The organism is Streptomyces sp. NPDC054796, from assembly GCF_053611545.1.
Genome location: NZ_JBSHAO010000027.1, coordinates 109,316 through 128,769 on the forward strand (window position 1 = coordinate 109,316; position 19,454 = coordinate 128,769).

Consider the following 19,454-nt stretch of genomic DNA (forward strand, 5'->3'; position numbering starts at 1 on the left):
CTAGCGGGGCGGGCCGGGGAAGTGAACCTTCGTCAGCTCTTCGGAGACCTGCCACACGCGGCGGGCCTCCTCGGTGCCGCGCAGGCGCGAGTAGAGCTTCTGCGCTCCGGGCGGCCCGCCCATGTGCCCGGGGCCGCGCGGCCCGTAGAACCCGCCGCGCTCGGCGTCGGGGGAGGTGGCGGCGTAGAGGGCGGGAAGCTGCGCGGTGCGGACCGTCCCGACGACGATGCCGCGCGCTGACAGCGCCCGGATCACCCGCACGCCCATGGTGTCCTTGGCCCGTCCCACCTCGGGACGGGCGGCCAGCAGGTTCGTCGGAGCGACCCCGGGGTGGGCCAGGTTGCTCGTGATGCCCCAGCCCTCGGCCAGACTGCGCCGGTCGAGTTCGAGGCCGAACAGCCCGAACGCGATCTTCGACTGGCTGTACGCCTTCATGCCGTCGTACGAGCGTTCCCAGTTCAGATCGTCCCAGTTGATGGCGCCCTGATTCGCCGCGACGCTGACCTGCGAGGTCACCCGTGCCCGGCCCGCGCGCAGCAGCGGCAGCAGGTGGGCCACCAGGGCGAAGTGACCCAGGTGGTTGGTGCCGAACTGGACCTCGAAACCGTCGGCGGTCGTCTGCCGCTCGGGCGGGGTCATGACACCCGCGTTGTTGACGAGGAGGTGAACCGGCCGGTCCTCCGCCCGCAGGGCCTCGCCGAGGGCCGAGACGGAGTCGAGCGAGGACAGGTCCAGCTCCCGGAGCGACACGTCCGCGTGCGGGACCGTCCGGCGGATCGAGGCGATCGCGGCCTCGCCCTTGCGCGGATTCCGCACGGGCAGGACCACCTCCGCCCCGGCGGCGGCGAGCCGCGTGGCGAGACCGAGCCCGATGCCGTCGCTCGCACCGGTGACGACGGCGCGCCTGCCGGACAGGTCGGGGACGGTGATGTCGATGGCCTTGCGTGGCATGTGCGCGCTCCTGGGGCTCCTGGCGATGTCGTCGCCTCCACCGTCGTGCCGCCGCCGCGGCGGCGGCAACTCGTGAAGGGGGGATCGACAGTCCGTGGCTGCGGGGGTGCGCGGGCGGTAGAAAGGAGCATCGACGGGGGACACGCACGGTGACGCACGCACAGCGACGGAGGCACGCACGGTGATCGACCGGACCGGACTGGCGGAGTTCCTCCGGCGCCGCCGCGAGTCGCTGCAACCCGAGGACGTCGGCCTACCGCGTGGGCAGCGGCGCAGGACCAGCGGGCTGCGGCGGGAGGAGGTGGCCGCGCTGTGCCACATGTCGGCCGACTACTACGCGCGGCTCGAACGGGAACGCGGGCCCCAGCCGTCGGAGCAGATGATCGCCTCCATCGCGCAGGGGCTCCATCTCACCCTCGACGAGCGCGATCACCTGTTCCGGCTCGCCGGACACACCCCGCCGCCGCGTGGCGCGGACAGCGAACACATCGGCCCCGGGCTGCTGCGCATCCTCGACCGCCTCCACGACACCCCCGCGGAGATCGTCACCGAACTGGGCGAGACACTGCGGCAGACCCCGCTCGGCATCGCCCTCACCGGCGACCTCACCGCCTACACCGGCCCCGCCCGCAGCATCGGCTACCGCTGGTTCACCGACCCCGCCACGCGCCGCCTCTACGCCCCCGACGACCACCCCTTCCTCACCCGCATGTTCGTCTCGGGCCTGCGCGGGGTGGCCACGCTCCGGGGCCCTGGCTCACGGGCTGCCCACTACGTCGACCTGCTGCTCGCGCAGAGCGAAGAGTTCCGCCGGGTCTGGGACGACCACGAGATCGGCATCCGGCCCCACGAGGTGAAGCACTTCGTCCACCCCGAGGTGGGCCCACTGGAGCTGACCTGCCAGACCCTGCTCGACCCGAACCAGTCCCACCTCCTGATCGTCTACACGGCCGCCCCCGGCACCGAGAGCTACGAAAAATTGCAGCTCCTGTCCGTCCTCGGAACAGTTCCCCTTCGCGGGGCGCGGCTCCCTTCGCGGGGTGCGCAATGAAACGGGGGGTTGCCCCTTCACCGGGTTGCGCCCCTTCACGGGGTACGGGGTGAAGGCCACACGGGGTGTCCGCTCTTGCAGGGGCGCGCCTATGTGGGTGCCCCTTTGGGTTTCGTTCGCGTGCTGTGGGCCGGTGGCACGGGTTGTGCCCACCCTCCCCCAGCTACCGCTGGGAGGTGCCCCCTCGCCGAGCGGGACGCCTGCCCACAACAAGGGTGGGCCCCTCCGGCACGGTGCCCGGGGCGGGCGCATGGGTGCCGGTACGGCACCGGTCCACAGCATGGGAACAAGCTCAGGGGCCACCGGCCGTTAGTCGGCCACCGGGTGGGAGGGGACGTGGTGGGGTGTCCCCGCAAGTGGTGGCGACGAGTGCCGGAGGAAACCCGTAAACGAGACCCGCACTTGTCGCCGCCCGAGGAGACACCCCGGCGCGGCACCGACCCCCACCACACAGCAACCCCACACGGCCACCGGCAGAGGCCAAGAACCACGCGGCGCCAGCCGCGACGCACCGCCACCACACGCCGCGCCGAAGCCACACAGCCGCACCCGGAACACAACGCACCGCCCAGCGCAGCGCCCCGCACCCCGTGCAGCGGTACAAAAATCGGCGCGGGACCCTGCGGCACCCACCACACCGGCGAACCGTCCCGCGCGACACCCCCGGCGAACCGCACAGCGCAGCGCCGCCCCCACTCCCCGGACCGACACACAGATGACACCCGGAATCCGATTGGCGGCCGACCACGCGGGGGTATGGCTGGGGGAGCGCACGCCTCCCGTGCCCCCCGAAGGCACCGGGAGCGGAAGCGGTACCGCGGGCGGAGAGCTGTTCTCTGGCGCGGGCCTCGCCGATAAGGTGTGATGTCGTCAGATCTGCCGCATGATCGGGAAGTTGGGACCGGAGCGAGCCCTGGGGGGTGGGATGTCCACTGCGTTAGCAGTCACCAGCCATGACCACATGCTGCCCCCGCCCGACCGCCACACCCCCCGCGCCCATGTCTTCAGCCCACCCGAGGACCAGCCCCTGGAAGCGGCGCTCGCCGAGACCCACTCGCTGATCGAGCAGCACGGCTACCTCGTCGTGGTCTACCCCTCGACGCTGCCGACCCCCTATCTGCACCGTCTGCACACCATCAGATCCGTGCTGGAGAGCGACCGCATAGCCCTGCTGCCGACGACCCTGCCGCCCCTGGGCACGGGGGTCCTCGTCCGGCAGTTACGGCAGCTCTCCGTCTGCGAGTTCAGTCCGGGCGTCCTAGGCGCCGCAGCCCGCCTGCTGACGCACTACATCTACGCGGGCGCCCTGCTCAACTCCGTCGCCAAGCTGGACCACGTCCCCGTCTCGCTCACGGCGCACGCCAAGTCCTGGATGCCGGGCGCCCAGTTCGCCGTGCTGGCGGCCCCGACGCCCCAGCTCGTACGCCTCGGTTCCGGCGGCGGCGAGGCGGAAGCGCCCCTCGTCGGACCCCAGTTCGCCACCCATCTCACTCTCGCGCGCGGCCAGCTCACCTCGGAGTGGGTGACGGGCACGCTGGCCGCGCAGTGGCGGGTCAGCGAGGTGCACGAGGCCTATCTGCCGGGGGACACGGCGCGCTGGTGGGGGACGGGGAAGCTCGTCGAGTTCGCCGCCGCCATCCCGGACACCTCCGTGCTGCATCAGCTCGTCTCGTCCGTGCGGCGCGACGCGTGCCACTGGTGCGGCCTGGAGCTGATCGGGGACCGCTGCGCCTTCTGCGCGGCGCCCGCGCCGCCAGGCCCTGGCAACGGGCGGGCCGGGGGCCAGGACGCCGTGGCCCGCACCCCCGCAGCCCCGGCCCTCGCCGTGCCGCAGGACCGTCACGCAACGCCGCACGCCGCCGCCCAGTACGGCCCCGCCGTCGTCGCCGATCCCCGAGGTCTCTAGTCCATGAACTCACGCCAGCGCCGCGGCGTCATCCTTCTGATCGTCTCCGCCCTGTGCGCCGTAGCGGCGTTCGCGGGTGTGCTGGCGCTGATACGCAACGTGGAGTCGAAGGTCGGTCCGGAGGCGACCGCGTACGAGCTGAAGGCGGACGTGCCCGCCTACCGCGCCCTGAACGCGAGCCAGTTCACCGAGGTCTCGATGCCCGAGCGCTGGCTCCCCGAGACGGCGGTGACGGATCTCGCCGACGTACGCGGCAAGATCGCCAGCAATGCGCTGCGCAAGGGTTCGTTGCTCCAGAGCGACATGATGGCGGCGCGTCCCGAGCTGAAGCCGGGGCAGCAGGAGATCGCCATCATGATCGACGCGGAGACGGGCGTCGCCGGGAAGATCAACCCCGGCAACGAGGTGAACATCTACGCCACCTTCGAGGGCGAGCAGCGCACCGGCGGCAAGGGGGGCGGCGAGACACCGTCCCAGTCGAAGGTCATCGTGACCGGCGCCAAGGTCATCGACGTCGGCAAGCTCAGCCCTCTCAACGACTCCGGCGAGCAGGACGAGCGCACCCGCCAGCGCGAGCGCGACGGGGTACCGATCACCTTCGCCCTCTCCACGGTCGACGCGCAGCGCGTGGCGTACGCCGAGTCGTTCGCGGAACACGTGCGGCTGGCCCTCGTCGCACCCGGGGACGATTCGGAGATCCCCGAGGACGAACGCACCTACACCCTCCCCGGGGACCAGTGAGCGAGACGAGAGCAAGGCTCAGGAAGAGGCAGGAGACCACCGATGGTTACCCGCATTCAGCCAGCGGTCAGCGACCCTGACGCGGCCAGGTCCGTCGTCGCCCTGCTCAGCCAGCTGCCCGACAGCGAGCCCGTCCCGCCCGCCATCGACTCGACGCAGCTCCTGGACGGTCTCGCGCAGCTCGCCGCCGTCTCGCTGAACGACCTGCCGGAGGTCGTCCTCGTGCACGAGCTGATCGGCCCGCTGCCCGCGCTGGAGCTGATCCGCGAGACGGCGCTGCGCTTCCCCGCCGTCGGCGTCATCCTCATCGCCCGCGACACCAGTCCGGCGCTGTACTCGGCGGCCATGGACGCGGGCGCGCGCGGCGTGGTCGGGCTGCCGCTCGCGTACGACGAGGTCGCGGCGCGCGTCGGCCCAGCGGCCGCCTGGGCGACGGGCGTACGCCGTCATCTCACGGGCGGCGGTGACGCGGCGCCGGGACCCGGCGGCCATGTCGTCGCGGTGACCGGAGCGAAGGGGGGCGTGGGCACCACGCTGACCGCCGTCCAGCTCGCGCTGGCAGCGGCGGCGTCGGGCCGGGGCACGGCGCTGGTGGACATGGACCTCCAGTCCGGGGACGTCGCCTCCTATCTGGACGTGCAGTTCCGCCGCTCGGCCGCCGACCTGGCGGGCATCAAGGACATCTCCCCGCGCGTGCTCCAGGACGCCGTCTTCACCCACGAGTCGGGGCTCGGGCTGCTGCTCGCGCCGGGGGAGGGCGAGCGGGGCGAGGAGATCGACGACAGGGGGGCGCGGCAGATCATCGGCGCGATGAAGGCGCGCTACGAGATCGTCGTCGTCGACTGCGGCACCCAGCTGAACGCGGGCAACGCCGCCGCGATCGAGCTGGCCGACCGCGCCCTGCTGCTGACCACGCCCGACGTCGTCTCCGTGCGGGCCGCGAAGCGGATGGTGCGCATGTGGGACCGGCTCCAGATCCGCAAGGCGGAGGAGACGCTGACCATCGTCAACCGCGCCTCCCGGCACACCGAGATCCAGCCGCCGCTCATCGCCCGCATCGTCGGCACACCGGTGGCGCGCTCGACGGTCCCCGCGAACTTCAAGGAGTTGCAGACCGCCGTCGACGCGGGCCGCATGCAGGATCTCGACGCACGCGGCCCGGTGCGCCAGGCGCTGTGGGGGCTCGCGGGCGAACTGGGCCTGGTCACCGAGAACACCGAGAACGGGGCCAGGGGCGGCTTCGGCGGCATGGCGGGGAAGCAGCGCAACAAGCGGAAGCCCGCGAAGGGCGGCGGCGCGGTGGGTCCCGGCGGCGGCGCCGTCCCGCCGGTCCCGGGCGACCGCCGGGCGCTGCCCGGCGGGCCCGGCGCGCCGCCCGGGGGGCCTGGCGGGCCCGGCCCGGACGGCTCCGGCGGTACGGGCGCGCACCGTGCGCTCCCGCCCGGGAGCCGTGGCCGCTACGGCTCCGACCGGGGCGCACTCTCCTTCGGCCGCCGCAAGCGCGGGGGCGCGACGGGCGAGGGCGACGACGAGGGTTTAGGAAGCGGGCCGGAGAACAGGGGCGACGAGGGTGACCGGGGCGCGCTGAGCGTGGAGTTCGCGGGGATGGCGCCCATCGTGCTCGTCGTGCTCGCGATCCTGTGGCAGTGCGTGCTGATCGGCTACACGTTCTCCCTCGCGGGCAACGCCGCCGACGAGGCGGCCCGCGCCGCTACCTCGGCCGCTGCCGACGGCGACCCCCAGGGCGCCTGCCAGTCGGCGGCGACGGAGCACCTCCCCGCCCAGTGGAAGGCCAACTCGACGGTGAGCTGCCAGCTCACAGGGAACCTCTGGAGGGCCGACGTGGACCTGCGCACCCCGATCCTCTTCCCCGGCGCGGGCAACCTCCCCTTCACGGTCTCGGGCCGTGCGGGCGCGGCGGAGGAGGGACGGCCATGACGGGCGCTCGCCGCGAGGCGTGCGGCAGCGTGTCGCGCCGGGCCCGGACCGTCGCGAGGGACAAGGGGGACAGGGGGGACAGGGGGTCCAGTTCGCTGGAGTTCGCGGGGATGCTGCCGCTCCTGCTGCTGGTGGCGGTCGTCGCGATCCAGCTCGGGATCGTCGGGTACGCCGTCCAGCAGGCCGGTACGGGAGCCCGCGCAGCGGCCCGTACCGCCAGCCAGGAGGACATCGCCGACTCCTACGAGGCGACGGGCAGGGCCGCCATGTCCGGCTGGACCGCGTCCCGCAGCAGCTTCGCCCTCGCCGGGGGCGGCGAGGAGGTCACCGTCACCACCACCGTCACCATCCCCTCCATCGTGCCCGGCATCAGCGACTTCGGCGGCGCGGCCCGCTCCGCCACCATGCCCCGCGACTAGCGACCAACGACCAGCGACCCAGGAACCCAGGAAAGGAGGCCGGGCGACATGAGTCTGCGTGGCCGTATCGCCGCTCCGGACGGGGCCGCCAAGCGCGGTCCTGCCCCGGCCGACGGCACAGCCCACCTCGTACCGGCCTACCGCACCAAGCTCCTGGAGGAGATCGACCTCGCCGAGATGTCGGCGCTCGCCCCGCACGAGCGCCGCGCCCGCCTGGAGCGCGTCCTCGGGCACATCATCAGCCGCGAGGGCCCCGTACTGGCCACCCAGGACCGCGCCCTCCTCGTGCGGCGCGTCGTGGACGAGGCGCTGGGCCTGGGCGTGCTCGAACCGCTCCTGGAGGACGCGACCATCACCGAGATCATGGTCAACGGCCCCGACCAGGTCTTCGTGGAGCGCGCGGGCCGCGTCGAGCAGGTGCCCGTGCGGTTCGCGTCCGACGAGCAGCTCATGCAGACCATCGAGCGCATCGTCTCCACCGTCAACCGCCGCGTGGACGAGTCGAACCCGATGGTCGACGCGCGGCTGCCCACCGGCGAGCGGGTCAACGTGATCATCCCGCCGCTCGCCCTCACGGGCCCCACCCTCACCATCCGCCGCTTCCCGCGCGCGTACGCGCTGCACGAGCTGATCGCGCTGGGCACCCTCGACGAACACATCGTCTCGCTGCTCTCCGCCTTCATCCGCGCCCGCTTCAACCTGATCGTCTCCGGCGGCACGGGCAGCGGGAAGACCACCCTGCTCAACGCGCTCTCCGGGCTCATCCCCGAGCGGGAGCGCATCATCACCGTCGAGGACGCGGCCGAACTGCAACTCCAGCAGCAGCACGTCATCCGGCTGGAGACGCGGCCCCCGAACGTCGAGGGCAAGGGCCAGATCACGGTGCGCGACCTCGTACGCAACTCGCTGCGCATGCGGCCCGACCGCATCATCGTCGGCGAGGTCAGGGGCGGGGAGACCCTGGACATGCTCCAGGCGATGTCCACCGGGCACGACGGTTCGCTGGCCACCGTGCACGCCAACAGCTCGGAGGACGCGCTGATGCGGCTCCAGACGCTGGCGTCCATGTCGGAGGTCGAGATCCCGTTCCCCGCGCTCCAGGACCAGATCAACTCAGCCGTCGACGTCATCATCCAGCTCGCCAGGATGGGCGACGGCTCGCGCAAGGTCGTCGAGATCTCGCTGCTGGCCTCGCACGGCAGGGAGACGTTCCAGATCGCCTCGGTCTCCCGCTTCCTCGCCCGCCCCGCCTCAGCCGACGGGAAGGTGCACGGCACCTTCGAGCACCTGCCCGTGCCGCGCCGAACCGCCGACCGCATCCACATGGCGGGCGAGGCCGTGCCCCCGGTCTTCGGCGTCGCGCGCAGCGCCGACCAGGTGGCCACGAGGGAGGCGGCCCCCCAGCCCTAGCGCGTCCCCCAGCTCCAGCGCGTCCCCACCGCCCCCGCGCCCCCGACCAGCTCCGGCCAGGACCCCGACAGGACCCCGACATGGACTCCACCGCTCAACTCGCCCTCGGCGCCACGCTGCTGGCGGTCGTGCTCGCCGCCGCCGGGGTCTTGACGTACGCCGCGGGCCGCGCCCACCGCCAGGCCCTCATCGACCGGCTCTCCACCACGGGCCCCGGCTACGAACTGCCCGAGGGGCGGGGCCGCCGGTTCACAGGGGTGGACCGCAGGCTGCGCGGTACGAAGCTGGGGCGGCGCATCCAGCTCAAGCTGGCCGCCACGGGCCTGGACCTGACGCCCGGCGAGTTCCTCGTCTACATGCTGGCCGCCGCCACCGGACTCTGGCTGATCGCCGCCTCCGTGCTGGCCCCCTTCTTCGGACCGCTGGCGGGCCTGCTGGGCGTGCTGGCCGCCAACGCGTTCCTCAACCACCAGCGGCAGCGGCGCACCGAGCAGTTCATCAACCAGCTCCCCGAACTGGCCCGCATCCTCGCCAACGCCACCTCGGCCGGGCTCGCCCTGCGCACGGCGCTGGGCATGGCGGCCGAGGAGCTGGAGGCCCCGGCGGGCGACGAGCTGACGATCGTCACCAACCAGCTCGCCGTCGGCCGCTCCATCGACGACGCGCTCGGCGAGCTGGCCGAGCGGCTGCCGTCGCGCGAGCTGGTCGTCCTCGTCACGACCCTCGTGCTGTCCAACCGCGCGGGCGGCACGATCGTCGGCTCCCTGCGCAACCTCACCGTCACGCTGGAGGAGCGCAAGGAGACCCGCAGGGAGGTCCGCACCATGCTGGCCGAGGTCAACGCGACCGCGTTCACCGTTCCCGTGCTCGGGCTCGGCGCCATGCTGATGATGAACTCGATGATGCCCGGGGCCCTCGCCAAGGTCACCGGATCGCCGATCGGGCAGGCCGCGATGCTCGTCGCCGTCGGACTCTTCGCGACGGGGTTCTTCGTCATCCGCCGTCTCGGGAAGATCGAGGTGTGACGCGATGACCGCTCTCGGACTCCTCCTCGCCGCCGTCGTGGGCGTGAGCGTGTACGGCGTGTGCGCGGGCCTCCGCATGTACCGCGCGGAGACCAGGCTCCCCGCCGACCTGGCCGTCGCGCTCGAAGTCGGCGCCACCCGCACCACGGCCAGGGAGGCGGCCGTCGACCGCCTCGGCATGCGCTTCGCGCCCACCGTGCTGCGGCTCATGGGCGCCAAGCAGGTCAACAAGAAGCGCCGCAAGATCGACCAGGCGGGCAACCCCGGCGGCCTCACCATCCAGCGCTACGCGGCCCGGCGCGCCGCCTACGGCATGTTCGGCATCGTCATGGGCCTGATCGGGCTCTCGGCCGGGAGCCTCTTCTTCACGGTGCTGGTGCTGGCCTTCGGCTGGTTCGCCGCCGACATGATGATCTGGCAGGCCATCCGCGACCGCAAGCACGTCATCGAACGCACGCTCCCCGACTTCCTCGACGTACTGGCCGTCGTCGTCTCGGCCGGGCTCGGCTTCCGGCAGGCGCTGGAGCGCGTCGCCGAGCGCTACAAGGGGCCCTGGGCCGACGAGCTGCACATCACCCTGCGCCAGATGGACATGGGCGTCAGCCGCCGCCAGGCGTTCGACGAGCTGCGGAAGCGGAACGCGAGCGACCAGGTGGACCAGTTCGTCACCGCGCTCCAGCAGGGCGAGGAACTGGGCGCGCCCATCGCCGAGACGCTGATCCAGATCGCCACGGACATGCGGCGCACCGACGCGCAGAACGCGCGCCGCCAGGCGGCGAAGACGGTACCCAAGGCGACCATGACCACGATCGGCTTCCTGCTGCCCGGCACGCTGATCCTGATCGTGGCCACCTTCATCCTCGGCTCGGACACCGACTTCGGTTCTGTGCTGGGCGGGTGACGGGGTGTACGGGGTGCGTGGGATGTCCGGGGTGCGTGGGGCGCGCGTGGGGCCGTCCGACGCGTACGGGGGCGCGTACGGGGACAACACGTACCCGGACACGTACGAGAACGCCGCCGCCGGGGGCGTCACCTCGGCCGACGCGCCCGCGCCCAGCATCCCGATCCAGCTCAACGCACTCCAGGCCCTGTGCCGCCAGGTCTTCGGCTTCCGGCTCGCGATGCTCGCCATCGGCGCGCCCTTCGCGCTCAACCGCACCGCCGGGGGCTTCGCCGCCTGGCTGGTCGGCGGCGCCGTACTGCTGACGTTCCTCGTCTCCTACGCCCTGCTGCGGGACTGGGAACGGTTCGGCCCCCTCGTGCTGCGCCACCCCTCCCTCCTCGCGGGGGACGTCCTCTTCCTCGCGTTGCTCCTGCTCACCGCCACGCCCAACTCCCCGGTCGGCTACGCCACGGTGAGCACGCCGCTGCTGGCGGGGCTGCTGTACGGGTGGCGGGGCGCGGGCGTCTTCACCGGGTTCCAGATCCTGGTGCTGGCCGGCGCTTACAGCGCGTGGGCCCAGAAGCTCGGGTCCCCGGCGAGCACGCTGCTGCTGGCGGGGTTCTGCGTGGCGGCCGGGGTGGTCGGGGTGACGTTGCGCAACCTCATGTTCCACTTCGGCACGGCGAGCCAGGCGCTGTCCGAGGCCCGCTCGCGGCTGGCCGTCGCCGACGCGGTGGAGGCGGAACGCACCCGCCTGGCACGCGAGATGCACGACTCGGTCGCCAAGACCCTGCACGGCCTCGCCCTCGCCGCCGAAGGGCTGGCCGCCTCGGCCGACCGCATGGACCCCATGACGGTGCGCCACCAGGCGGCCCAGGTGGCGGGCTCGGCGCGCAAGGCCGCGGCCGAGTCCCGGGAGATCCTGTCCGACCTGCGGCGCGAGTCGGGCTACGGCGCCGGCGTCGACCTGGGGGCGCGGCTCGCGGAGCACGTGGCGGACTTCTCGGCGCGCACGGGACTGCGGGCGGCGTTCTCGTCGCCGTCGCCGTCGCCGTCGCCGTCGCCGTCGCCGTCGTCGGGCCCGGCGACGGGGAGCCCCCTGGTGCCGCAGGCCGTGGCGCGGCACGCCCTCACCATCGCCTCCGAGGCCATGGAGAACGCCCGCCGGCACGCCGACCCCACCCGCCTGGACGTCAGCGCGGGAACGGTGGACGGCACGTACCGCATCAGCGTCTACGACGACGGACGCGGACTCCCGCCGTCCCTCTCCCTCGACGACCTCCGCAGGACGGGGCACTTCGGGCTCCTCGGCATGGTGGAGCGGGCCGCGCAGATCGGGGCCCGTATCCGCATCGGCAGGGGCGACGCGTCCAGGGGAACGGAAGTACGCCTCGAACTCCCCCTCGCGGCGATTGCACGCGCCCAGGCTGGGGATGCCTCCCCCGTTCCGCCGTTCCACGCCCCGCCCGGTGAGGGCGCCTGATGTCCGGAGAGGAGGCCGTGTCCGTGTCCCACATGTACCCCGTGCCACCGGCGCACGCTTCGCAGCACACCTCGCAGCACACCTCGGCCCACTCCGCCGCCCTGCACAGCGCGGAGCACACCCCGTCGCACGGGACGGCGGGGGAGAGCGGCGGCGTGGTGCCGGGGCCGCTGCGCGTCGTCGTCGCCGACGACAACCCCGTCGTACGGGCGGGGCTCACCGCGCTCCTCGAAGGGCGCGAGGACATCCACGTCGTCGCCGAGGCGTTCGACGGCCGACAGGCGTACGAGGCCGCGCGCCGCCACCGTCCCGACGTCGTCCTCCTCGACGTCCGGATGCCCGGTGCCGACGGCCTCGCGGCCCTGCCGCTGCTGGTGCCCCTGGCTCCGGTGCTGATGCTCACGTACAGCCGCGAGCGCGAGACCGTCCACGAGTGCTTACGGCTGGGCGCGGGCGGCTACCTCGTCCACGGCGAGTTCACCGCAGAGCAACTGGCCGCCTCCGTCCACGACATCCGCGCGGGCCGCGCCCCCTTCACCCCGACGGCCACCCACGCCCTCGCGGCCCCGCCCGCCGGGCTCGCCCCTTCACCAAACCCGCCCAATCCACCCCAGCTTCCGTACGGGTCTTCGCCCCCGGAGGCCGATGTGGCACAGTCTGCGTTCAGGCAGCGACGGTGGGCGACGGGAGCACGGGCGGCCCTGGGCAGGGGCCCGGATCCCGGCACGGGCCCGGCACGCGGGCGGGGGAGACCGAGGGAGCGCTACGGCCTGAGCGGGAGGGAGGCGGAGGTCATGGGCCTGATCGCCTCTGGCATGACCAACGCGCAGATAGCGGCCACCTGCTTCATCAGCGAGAAGACGGTCAAGAACCACATCAACCGGATCTTCACCAAGCTCAGCGCCACCAGCCGCAGCGAGGCCATAGCCCTGTGGCTCGGCACGGCCCCCGGCCCCGGTCCCGGCCATGGAGCGTCCCCCCATGCCTGACGCCCGCACCGCAGCGAACTCCGGCCCCATCCCCCGAAGTTGGGCCCACGGGCCCATGCGCGGGGCCCGCGCGAGTGAGTACGTTCCCCATGCCAGCAGTGGGCGTGGCACCGGCCGGCCACCGGCCGGTGCCACACCGGAAGGCGCGGAGCGCCTGTCGGTACTGACCATCAGAGGAGACCAGGATGTCGAAGTCCATGCGGAGCTGGCGGTACCGCGTCACGAAGCGCATGCGCGGACGCGACGCGGACAGGGGCGCGAACATCATCGAGTACGTGGGCATGCTGATCCTGGTCGCGGGGATCATCGTCGCCATCCAGGGGCTGGGCCTGGCCGGGCGGATCTCAGGCGCGATCAGCGCCTGGGTCGGCGCCGTCATCGGTTAGTGGAACGCCGCCAGGGCGATGAGGGCCAGACCGTCATCATGTACGGCGTGGTGATCTCGGGGCTGCTCTTCCTCGCGTTCGCCTTCTTCGCCGTGGCCCAGGCGGGCACCGTACGGAACGGCGGGCAGTCCGCCGCCGACGCCGCAGCGCTCGCGGCGGCACAGAGCGACCGCGACCAGTTCTTCGACGGCTTCCTGGACTCTCTCGGCGACGGCGACTCCTGGCGGGACTGGCTGGACGGGCTGGGCGAGATCACGGCGGACGGCTGCGGCGAGGCCGAGTATTTCGCGGGCCGCAACCGCTCCGATGTCCTCGCCTGCGACGCCATCACGCGTGGCGCCGACAGCGGATACACCGTGCGGATCGAGACGCGCTTCGACACGGGCAGGACCATCGTCCCGGGCACCGAGAACAAGACGGCCAAGGCGACCGCCACAGCGGTCGTCAAGCCGCTGTGCGACATCGGTGAGGGCACCGGGGACGCGGGGGGCGCCGGGGGCATCGAGATCACCTGCGACGGCGAGGACTTCACCATCGACCCCGATGACGAGGATCTGGCCCTGGAGCCGTCGGACCTCTTCTCGGTGGTGCTGGTCGACTGATGACCGAACGACGAACAGAGGACGAGCGACCCATGACCATTCGGCGCACCATGAAGCACCGCAGGGGAATGACCGCTGTGGCGATCACCACCGGCCTTGTTCTCGCGGTCGCCGGTTGCGGCGGAGGCGACGACGGGAAGGACGAGGCCGACGCGTCGCCCGGCTCCTCCGAGAACGGCGGCGGTGACGGCGGCGACAAGGGCGGCGGAGGCGACGCGGGCTCGGACGGCGACGAGGTGCTCGCCGAGGTGAAGGGGAGCGACGACATCACGCTGACCTTCAACTCCGCCAAGCGGGAAGAGGGCGGCTTCGTCACCATCACCGGCACCGTGGCCAACGGCGGCAGCGGGCTGTGGCTCTCGCCGAGCTGGTCGGGTGACGAGGAGGAACTGGCGGCCAAGAACGCCTCTTCCATGGCCGGGGCGAAGCTCGTCGACAAGGTCGGCAAGAAGCGCTACTACATCCTCCGGGACACGGAGGGCCGCTGCCTGTGCACGGTGTTCCAGGGCGGCATCAAGGGCGGCGAGAGCAAGACGTGGTACGCGCAGTTCCCGGCGCCTCCCGAGGACAACAACAAGGTCGACTTCCAGATCGCGGACATGCCGCCCGCGACGCTCCAGATCTCCGAGGGGGAGTGACGGCATGGCGCGTGTCCATACCGTGCGGATCGCTGTCAGCGCGTCCGCGTGCGCCGCACTGCTCACCGCGGGCACCGTCTCCGCGGCCCAGGCGGCGCCCTCGCCTCCGCCGTCTCCCGCACCGGGCCCCTCCCTCCCCGGCTCCGACGACCCCACCACCATCCCCACCGGCGGCCCCTCCCTCCCGGGGGAGGAGGACGCGGGGGCCGGGGCAGGTGGGGCCGAGCCGAAGTTCAGTGAGCCGCCGGACAACATCGGGGACGCCGAACCGCCCGTGAAGGTGGACCCGGATGCGGCGGGGCTCAGGCTCGCTGACGGGGCGAAGCTCGCCCCCTCGAAGGTGCTGGACATCAAGTTCGTCACCGAGGACCTGGGCGGCGAGGAGCGGCGCGAGGACAGCACGGAGAAGACCAAGTTCACGCTCCAGGCCGAGGTGCTGTTCCCCAAGGACAGCTCCAAGCTGAACAGCGGCGCCCGCTCCCGCATCCGCGATCTCGCCGACGAGATCGAACGGCAGGAGTCGACGGAGGTCAACGTCTTCGGCTTCACCGACGACCTCGGTTCCTACGCACACGGCAGGACGCTCTCCAAGAACCGCGCGAGCGTCGTCCAGAAGGCACTGGCCGACGAGCTGGGCTCGGAGATCTCCTTCAACGTGCGCGGATACAGCGAGGATTACCCGATCGCCGACAACAAGACGGAAGAGGGCCGCGAGAAGAACCGCAGGGTCGAGGTCTCCTTCCCACGGAAGGACTGAGGGCCGCCGGTGACCACGTTGCAGACCCCGGACCCCGCCGCCCACCCCGGCCCCGACGACCCCGAGCCCGACCTCGAGCGCGATCCCGGCACCGGACCCGATCGCAGCCCCCACCCCCGCGCCCACCCCCGCGCCCACTCCCGCCCCGCCCCTGCCCCCGGCACGGGCCGGGCCAGGGCGTGGGCCGTCGGCTGGCTGCCGGGCGCCGCGCAGAGCCTCGGTCTGGCGCTGCTGCTGGTGACCGAGCTGGTGCGCGCCGACGTGGGCGAGTTCGGCCGGGGCGTGCTGGCCGGTGAACTGCCCCGCTACGCGCACGGGTTCAGGGCGTCGATGGAGGCGGTGAGCGGCGACGGCTGGTACCGCGCCGCCGAGGCCGTACGGGACGCGCTCGCGCTGGGGGAGCCCAGGGCGATGCTGTGGGCGGCCGTCTGCGCTGCCCTGGTCGTCCGCCTCAACCGCTACGGCCCGCCCCGCGTGCAGTGCGTCCTGTCGCTCGCCGCCGCGCTGTACTGCGTCCCCGCCGCCGTCACGGGCATCCCCTACTTCGCCCTGGCCGGGGCCTACGCGCTGCCCTTCGTGCTGCTCCTCGGCGTGGTCGTGATGACGGTCGCCACCCGGCGCCCGCCCCGGCACGCCGAGCTCTGATCCGACGGGCGCCCACCAGCCGGGGCCGCCTACCGCTAACGCTCCGCCGCGCACACCACCGTCCCGCCGCCCACCTCCCACGTCCAGTACTGGCGGTCGTCGCTCACGCGCCGCGCGCACAGCCCCTGCGGCACGGGTTCCGGCGCGTCGCGGTGGATGCCCGTGACGGTCAGGAGGCGGTCGTACGGGGACGGCGGCTGCCCCGTGGCGCAGTCGGGCGCCGACATCAGATCGGCTCGCACACTCCCGGCGTCCGCCCCCGGCCCTGATCCGGACCCCGCGCTGTCGGTCCCGGCGTCGTCCGCCTCGTCGGAGAGCGCGAGCAGGCAGTCGCCCTTGTGGAACTGGCGCGTCAGGCAGAGCGCGGTGGTACGCCCGTCGGACGTGTGGGACCAGTGGGCGCGGCCGTCGCCGTCCGGGCAGTCGGCGGTACGGGAGCGTACGTCGGAGACGCGGACGTACGCGCGCTCGGCCGAGCAGTCCACCGTGAGGGCCGCCGACGGCGCGGCGGCGCTCCACTCGCGGCCGACCCGGTGCACGGACAGGCACTGGCCCGCCTTCACGGCCCGGAACGCGGCTGCCGTGGCGGGCTCTGACCCCGCGCTCGCGCCGCCGTCTGCCGGGGTCCCGGGGTACGGGTCGGGCGCACCGGAGGGGTCGCCGGTACCGGTACCGGCGACCGTGCCCGTGCCGGTGCTCGGCGAGACGGGTGCCTGGGGGAGCGTCGAGGGGGCGCCCGTGAAAGGGGAGGGGCCGGGCGCGGACGCGGCAGGGGAGGGCGCGGAGTGGCTCTCGGGCCCGACCATCTTCGGCAGGATCACGGTGGCGAAGAGCGCGGCGGCGATGACCAGCCACCAGCGCCCGCGCCGCGCCCGGTCACGGGAGCCGTCACCGTCACCGATGTCGACGGCACCGGGCACATCCGACGCCCCCTCCCCGTCCTCCCACCCCGCACGCTCCTCCCGCGCTCCGGCCGACTTTCCTGCCCGCTCCCACGGTCTCTTCACTGGGCTCCCCGTCCCCGCAAGTCCCGGCTCGTCCGGCACGGCTCCGGCACGGCCCGTTCCCCCGACGGTGATCGCCGTGCGCATCCATGCTGACGGACGCGGGCGCGCTGGGCGAGACCCGTGCGCGCCCCAACGCGCCCGTACGCCCCGGAAACCCGCAACTCGGGTTCCGGGGCGTACGGGGTGCGGGGTTGCGGGGTACGGCCCCGCGTCAGGCGGCGTGCCCCGCGCCCCGCGCCCGGCAGGTTCCGGGCGCGAGGGCGACGGGCCCGCCCCTCGTCCGGTGGCCGACCCCCGTACGGCGCCGGACAGCATCCCCGCCACGCGCCGCGTCCCGCAACTGGCGGTCGATACGGCGCTCGTGGCGGTGGTTGAGGAGGGAGGGGAGGGCGAACAGGACGAGCAGGCCCGCCGGGACGGTGTAGTCGAGGAGTGCGGCAAGGGCGTGGAGTGCGTCGGAGACCGTGTTCATGTCCTCCACTCTCGCCACCCGGCAGGCGTCGCGGCAGTGGCAGGACTGTCGCCATCCATCGAATTACTGCCACACTGAGCGGCATGCTGAAGAACGTGGCCGTCGCGGTCACCCACGGGGTCAACGCCTTCGAACTCGGCGTCGTCTGCGAGGTGTTCGGCATGGACCGCAGCGATCAGGGCCTGCCCGTCTACGACTTCGCCGTCGTCGCCGCCGAACCCCCGCCCATACGCGTCAATCCCGGCTTCACCCTCGACGCCACGCACCGCCTGGACCGGCTCGCCGAGGCGGACCTCGTCGCCGTGCCGGCGGGGAGCGAGTACGCCGTACGGGACTTCCCCGCCGATCTGCTGGAGGCCCTGCGCGCCGCGGTCGAGCGCGGCGCACGCGTGCTGAGCGTGTGCTCGGGCGCGTTCCTGCTGGGCGCGGCCGGACTGCTGGACGGGCGCCGCTGCACGACGCACTGGCGCCACACGGACGACCTCGCGCTCCGGTATCCGCGCGCCCTCATCGAGCCCGACGTGCTCTACGTCGACGCCGACCCGGTCATCACCTCGGCCGGCACGGCCGCCGGTATCGACGCCTGCCTCCACCTCGTCCGCCAGGAGCAGGGCAGCAAGGTCGCGAACGCCATCGCGCGGCGCATGGTCGTCCCGCCGCACAGGGACGGCGGCCAGGCGCAGTACATCGAGCACCCGCTGCCGCCCGTCCAGGACGACGACGCCATCGGCGGCTCCCTCACCTGGATGCGGGAGCACCTCGACGAGGAGATCACCGTCGAACGCCTCGCGGCCCGCGCCCACATGGCGCCCCGCACCTTCGCGCGCCGCTTCCAGCAGGAGACGGGCACGACGCCGTACCAGTGGATGCTGGGCCAGCGGCTGCTGCTCGCACAGCATCTGCTGGAGGACTCCGATCTGACGGTCGACGCCATCGCGGCGCGGGCCGGGTTCGGCAACGCGGCGGCCGTGCGGCACCACTTCCTGCGCCGCCTGGGCACGACGCCGCAGGCGTACCGCCGCACCTTCCGCGGCCCCCGCGTCCCCGCGGCCGGATGACCCGCCCCGACCGCCCCCCGACCGCCTCCCGACCGCACCCCGCGCGCGTAGGCTCGCCGCGTGCTGCTGACGCTGACGCTCGCGGGGTGCGCCGCCGTGTACGGCGCCCTGGCCGGGGCGCTCCTGCCGCGCGCCGCCTACCGGCTCGCCGTGGAACCCGAGGAGCCCTGGCGCGCCGCCTGCCCGGAAGGCCACCCGCTCCACGGACCGGCGCGCGGCTGGCTGGGCCGCGCCCGCTGTGCCCGCTGCGACCACCGCACCCGGCGCGCACGCACCCCCCGGGCGCAGCCCGCAGCCCGTGCCCCGTACGCGAAGGGTGCCCTGTGCCACCCCGTCGCGTGCGCCGCCGTCTGCGCGTCCTTCGCCGCCGCCGTGGGGGCGCGGCCCGAGCTGGCCGTGTGGCTGCTGGCCGCGCCCGTCGCACTGCTCCTGGCCGTCGTGGACCGCCGTGTCCGGCGGCTACCCGATGTGCTGACGCTGCCCCTCGCGGCCGGAACGGTGGCCCTGCTCGGGATGGCCGCGCTGCTGCCGGGCGCCGGGGGGAGCTGGTTACGGGCGCTGCTGGGCGGAGCCGTGCTCGCCGCCGTCTACTTCGTCCTGTTTCTCATCAACCCGCGCGGTATGGGCTTCGGCGACGTCAAGCTGGCGATCGCGCTGGGGGTCGCTCTTGGGTGGTACGGCTGGGACGTCGTCTTCGCCGGTACGTTCCTCGGCTTCCTGCTGGCGGCCCTCTACGGCCTCGCCCTGATGGCCGCACGGCGCGCAGGCCGCAAGACGGCCATGCCCTTCGGCCCCTTCATGGTCACGGGCGCGCTGGGCGGGCTGCTGCTGGGCGCCCTCGCCGCGTGAACCGCCCGTCGGAGGGGCGCGCCACGGCGGGCCAGGTAGTTGATGCACGAAGCACGGCCTCATAGGGGCTATGGTGGAAACCCCCCCTCGGGCCGGTCCGTACCCCCCCACGGACCGGCCCGCTTTTCGTCTCCGGCACGGCTCGGAGCAGCGGAGCGGGGCCCCCCCCCCCGGGGGCGGGGGGGCGGGGGTGGGCGGGCGGGGCCGGGGGCCCCCGCCCCGGGGGGGCGCCCCCCCCCGCCGG

20 protein-coding genes are annotated in these 19,454 nt (G+C 73.3%); 17 read left to right on the plus strand and 3 right to left on the minus strand.

The annotated features are described in order from the left end of the window. Complete coding sequence (locus ACWGJ2_RS22685; protein WP_453347983.1) at positions 1 to 951, minus strand: SDR family oxidoreductase; 951 nt, start codon at positions 949 to 951, stop codon at positions 1 to 3. Positions 952 to 1,132: 181 nt separating this feature from the next. Between ACWGJ2_RS22685 and ACWGJ2_RS22690 the strand changes: the two genes are divergently transcribed. From ACWGJ2_RS22690 to ACWGJ2_RS22760, 15 genes are all read left to right on the plus strand, one after another. Then, positions 1,133 to 2,002, plus strand: coding sequence for a helix-turn-helix transcriptional regulator (locus ACWGJ2_RS22690; protein ID WP_453347984.1), 870 nt, complete (start codon positions 1,133 to 1,135; stop codon positions 2,000 to 2,002). A gap of 925 nt (positions 2,003 to 2,927) precedes the next feature. After that, on the plus strand, positions 2,928 to 3,908 hold the full coding sequence (locus ACWGJ2_RS22695) for a hypothetical protein (protein ID WP_453347985.1): 981 nt from the start codon (positions 2,928 to 2,930) through the stop codon (positions 3,906 to 3,908). Positions 3,909 to 3,911: 3 nt separating this feature from the next. Beyond that, positions 3,912 to 4,649, plus strand: coding sequence for a Flp pilus assembly protein CpaB (gene cpaB / locus ACWGJ2_RS22700; RefSeq protein ID WP_453347986.1), 738 nt, complete (start codon positions 3,912 to 3,914; stop codon positions 4,647 to 4,649). A gap of 42 nt (positions 4,650 to 4,691) precedes the next feature. Continuing rightward, positions 4,692 to 6,587: an AAA family ATPase gene (locus tag ACWGJ2_RS22705; protein ID WP_453347987.1), complete on the plus strand. Its 1,896-nt coding sequence runs from the start codon at positions 4,692 to 4,694 to the stop codon at positions 6,585 to 6,587. Beyond that, positions 6,584 to 7,006, plus strand: coding sequence for a TadE/TadG family type IV pilus assembly protein (locus tag ACWGJ2_RS22710; RefSeq protein WP_453347988.1), 423 nt, complete (start codon positions 6,584 to 6,586; stop codon positions 7,004 to 7,006). Before ACWGJ2_RS22705 ends, ACWGJ2_RS22710 begins: the two co-directional genes overlap by 4 nt. 48 nt (positions 7,007 to 7,054) lie before the next feature. Next, entirely contained in the window at positions 7,055 to 8,416 is a 1,362-nt protein-coding gene (locus tag ACWGJ2_RS22715) for a CpaF family protein (protein ID WP_453347989.1), read from the plus strand. An 80-nt stretch (positions 8,417 to 8,496) separates the two neighbouring features. Further along, positions 8,497 to 9,441 carry a type II secretion system F family protein gene (locus ACWGJ2_RS22720; RefSeq protein WP_453347990.1) on the plus strand — a complete coding sequence of 315 codons (945 nt, stop codon included), beginning with the start codon at positions 8,497 to 8,499 and terminating at the stop codon, positions 9,439 to 9,441. 4 nt (positions 9,442 to 9,445) lie between these two features. Beyond that, a complete protein-coding gene (locus tag ACWGJ2_RS22725) occupies positions 9,446 to 10,342 on the plus strand; it encodes a DUF5936 domain-containing protein (protein WP_453347991.1) in 897 nt (298 codons plus the stop codon). Between the two features lie 22 nt (positions 10,343 to 10,364). Further along, on the plus strand, positions 10,365 to 11,807 hold the full coding sequence (locus tag ACWGJ2_RS22730; RefSeq protein ID WP_453347992.1) for a sensor histidine kinase: 1,443 nt from the start codon (positions 10,365 to 10,367) through the stop codon (positions 11,805 to 11,807). A gap of 32 nt (positions 11,808 to 11,839) precedes the next feature. Continuing rightward, positions 11,840 to 12,796, plus strand: a complete 957-nt coding sequence (locus ACWGJ2_RS22735) for a response regulator transcription factor (protein ID WP_453348010.1) — start codon at positions 11,840 to 11,842, stop codon at positions 12,794 to 12,796. Positions 12,797 to 12,981: 185 nt separating this feature from the next. Next, on the plus strand, positions 12,982 to 13,182 hold the full coding sequence (locus ACWGJ2_RS22740) for a hypothetical protein (RefSeq protein WP_453347993.1): 201 nt from the start codon (positions 12,982 to 12,984) through the stop codon (positions 13,180 to 13,182). Beyond that, entirely contained in the window at positions 13,182 to 13,784 is a 603-nt protein-coding gene (locus ACWGJ2_RS22745; RefSeq protein ID WP_453347994.1) for a hypothetical protein, read from the plus strand. The genes ACWGJ2_RS22740 and ACWGJ2_RS22745 overlap by 1 nt, the downstream gene beginning before the upstream one ends. 32 nt (positions 13,785 to 13,816) lie before the next feature. Beyond that, positions 13,817 to 14,422: a hypothetical protein gene (locus tag ACWGJ2_RS22750; RefSeq protein WP_453347995.1), complete on the plus strand. Its 606-nt coding sequence runs from the start codon at positions 13,817 to 13,819 to the stop codon at positions 14,420 to 14,422. A gap of 4 nt (positions 14,423 to 14,426) precedes the next feature. Then, positions 14,427 to 15,179 (plus strand): OmpA family protein, encoded by a 753-nt coding sequence (locus tag ACWGJ2_RS22755; protein WP_453347996.1) that lies wholly within the window; start codon positions 14,427 to 14,429, stop codon positions 15,177 to 15,179. 9 nt (positions 15,180 to 15,188) lie between these two features. After that, positions 15,189 to 15,824 (plus strand): hypothetical protein, encoded by a 636-nt coding sequence (locus ACWGJ2_RS22760; RefSeq protein WP_453347997.1) that lies wholly within the window; start codon positions 15,189 to 15,191, stop codon positions 15,822 to 15,824. A gap of 35 nt (positions 15,825 to 15,859) precedes the next feature. On the opposite strand, the gene ACWGJ2_RS22765 is transcribed toward ACWGJ2_RS22760, so the two are convergent. Together ACWGJ2_RS22765 and ACWGJ2_RS22770 are read right to left on the minus strand one after the other, a co-directional pair. Next, a complete protein-coding gene (locus ACWGJ2_RS22765; protein WP_453347998.1) occupies positions 15,860 to 16,831 on the minus strand; it encodes an LppU/SCO3897 family protein in 972 nt (323 codons plus the stop codon). 211 nt (positions 16,832 to 17,042) lie between these two features. Continuing rightward, positions 17,043 to 17,303, minus strand: coding sequence for a hypothetical protein (locus tag ACWGJ2_RS22770; RefSeq protein ID WP_453347999.1), 261 nt, complete (start codon positions 17,301 to 17,303; stop codon positions 17,043 to 17,045). 83 nt (positions 17,304 to 17,386) lie between these two features. Here ACWGJ2_RS22770 and ACWGJ2_RS22775 point away from each other — a divergent pair, with 83 nt between their 5' ends. After that, a complete protein-coding gene (locus tag ACWGJ2_RS22775; RefSeq protein WP_453348000.1) occupies positions 17,387 to 18,361 on the plus strand; it encodes a helix-turn-helix domain-containing protein in 975 nt (324 codons plus the stop codon). A 66-nt stretch (positions 18,362 to 18,427) separates the two neighbouring features. Continuing rightward, positions 18,428 to 19,210 (plus strand): prepilin peptidase, encoded by a 783-nt coding sequence (locus ACWGJ2_RS22780; protein WP_453348011.1) that lies wholly within the window; start codon positions 18,428 to 18,430, stop codon positions 19,208 to 19,210. Positions 19,211 to 19,454: the final 244 nt, after the last annotated feature.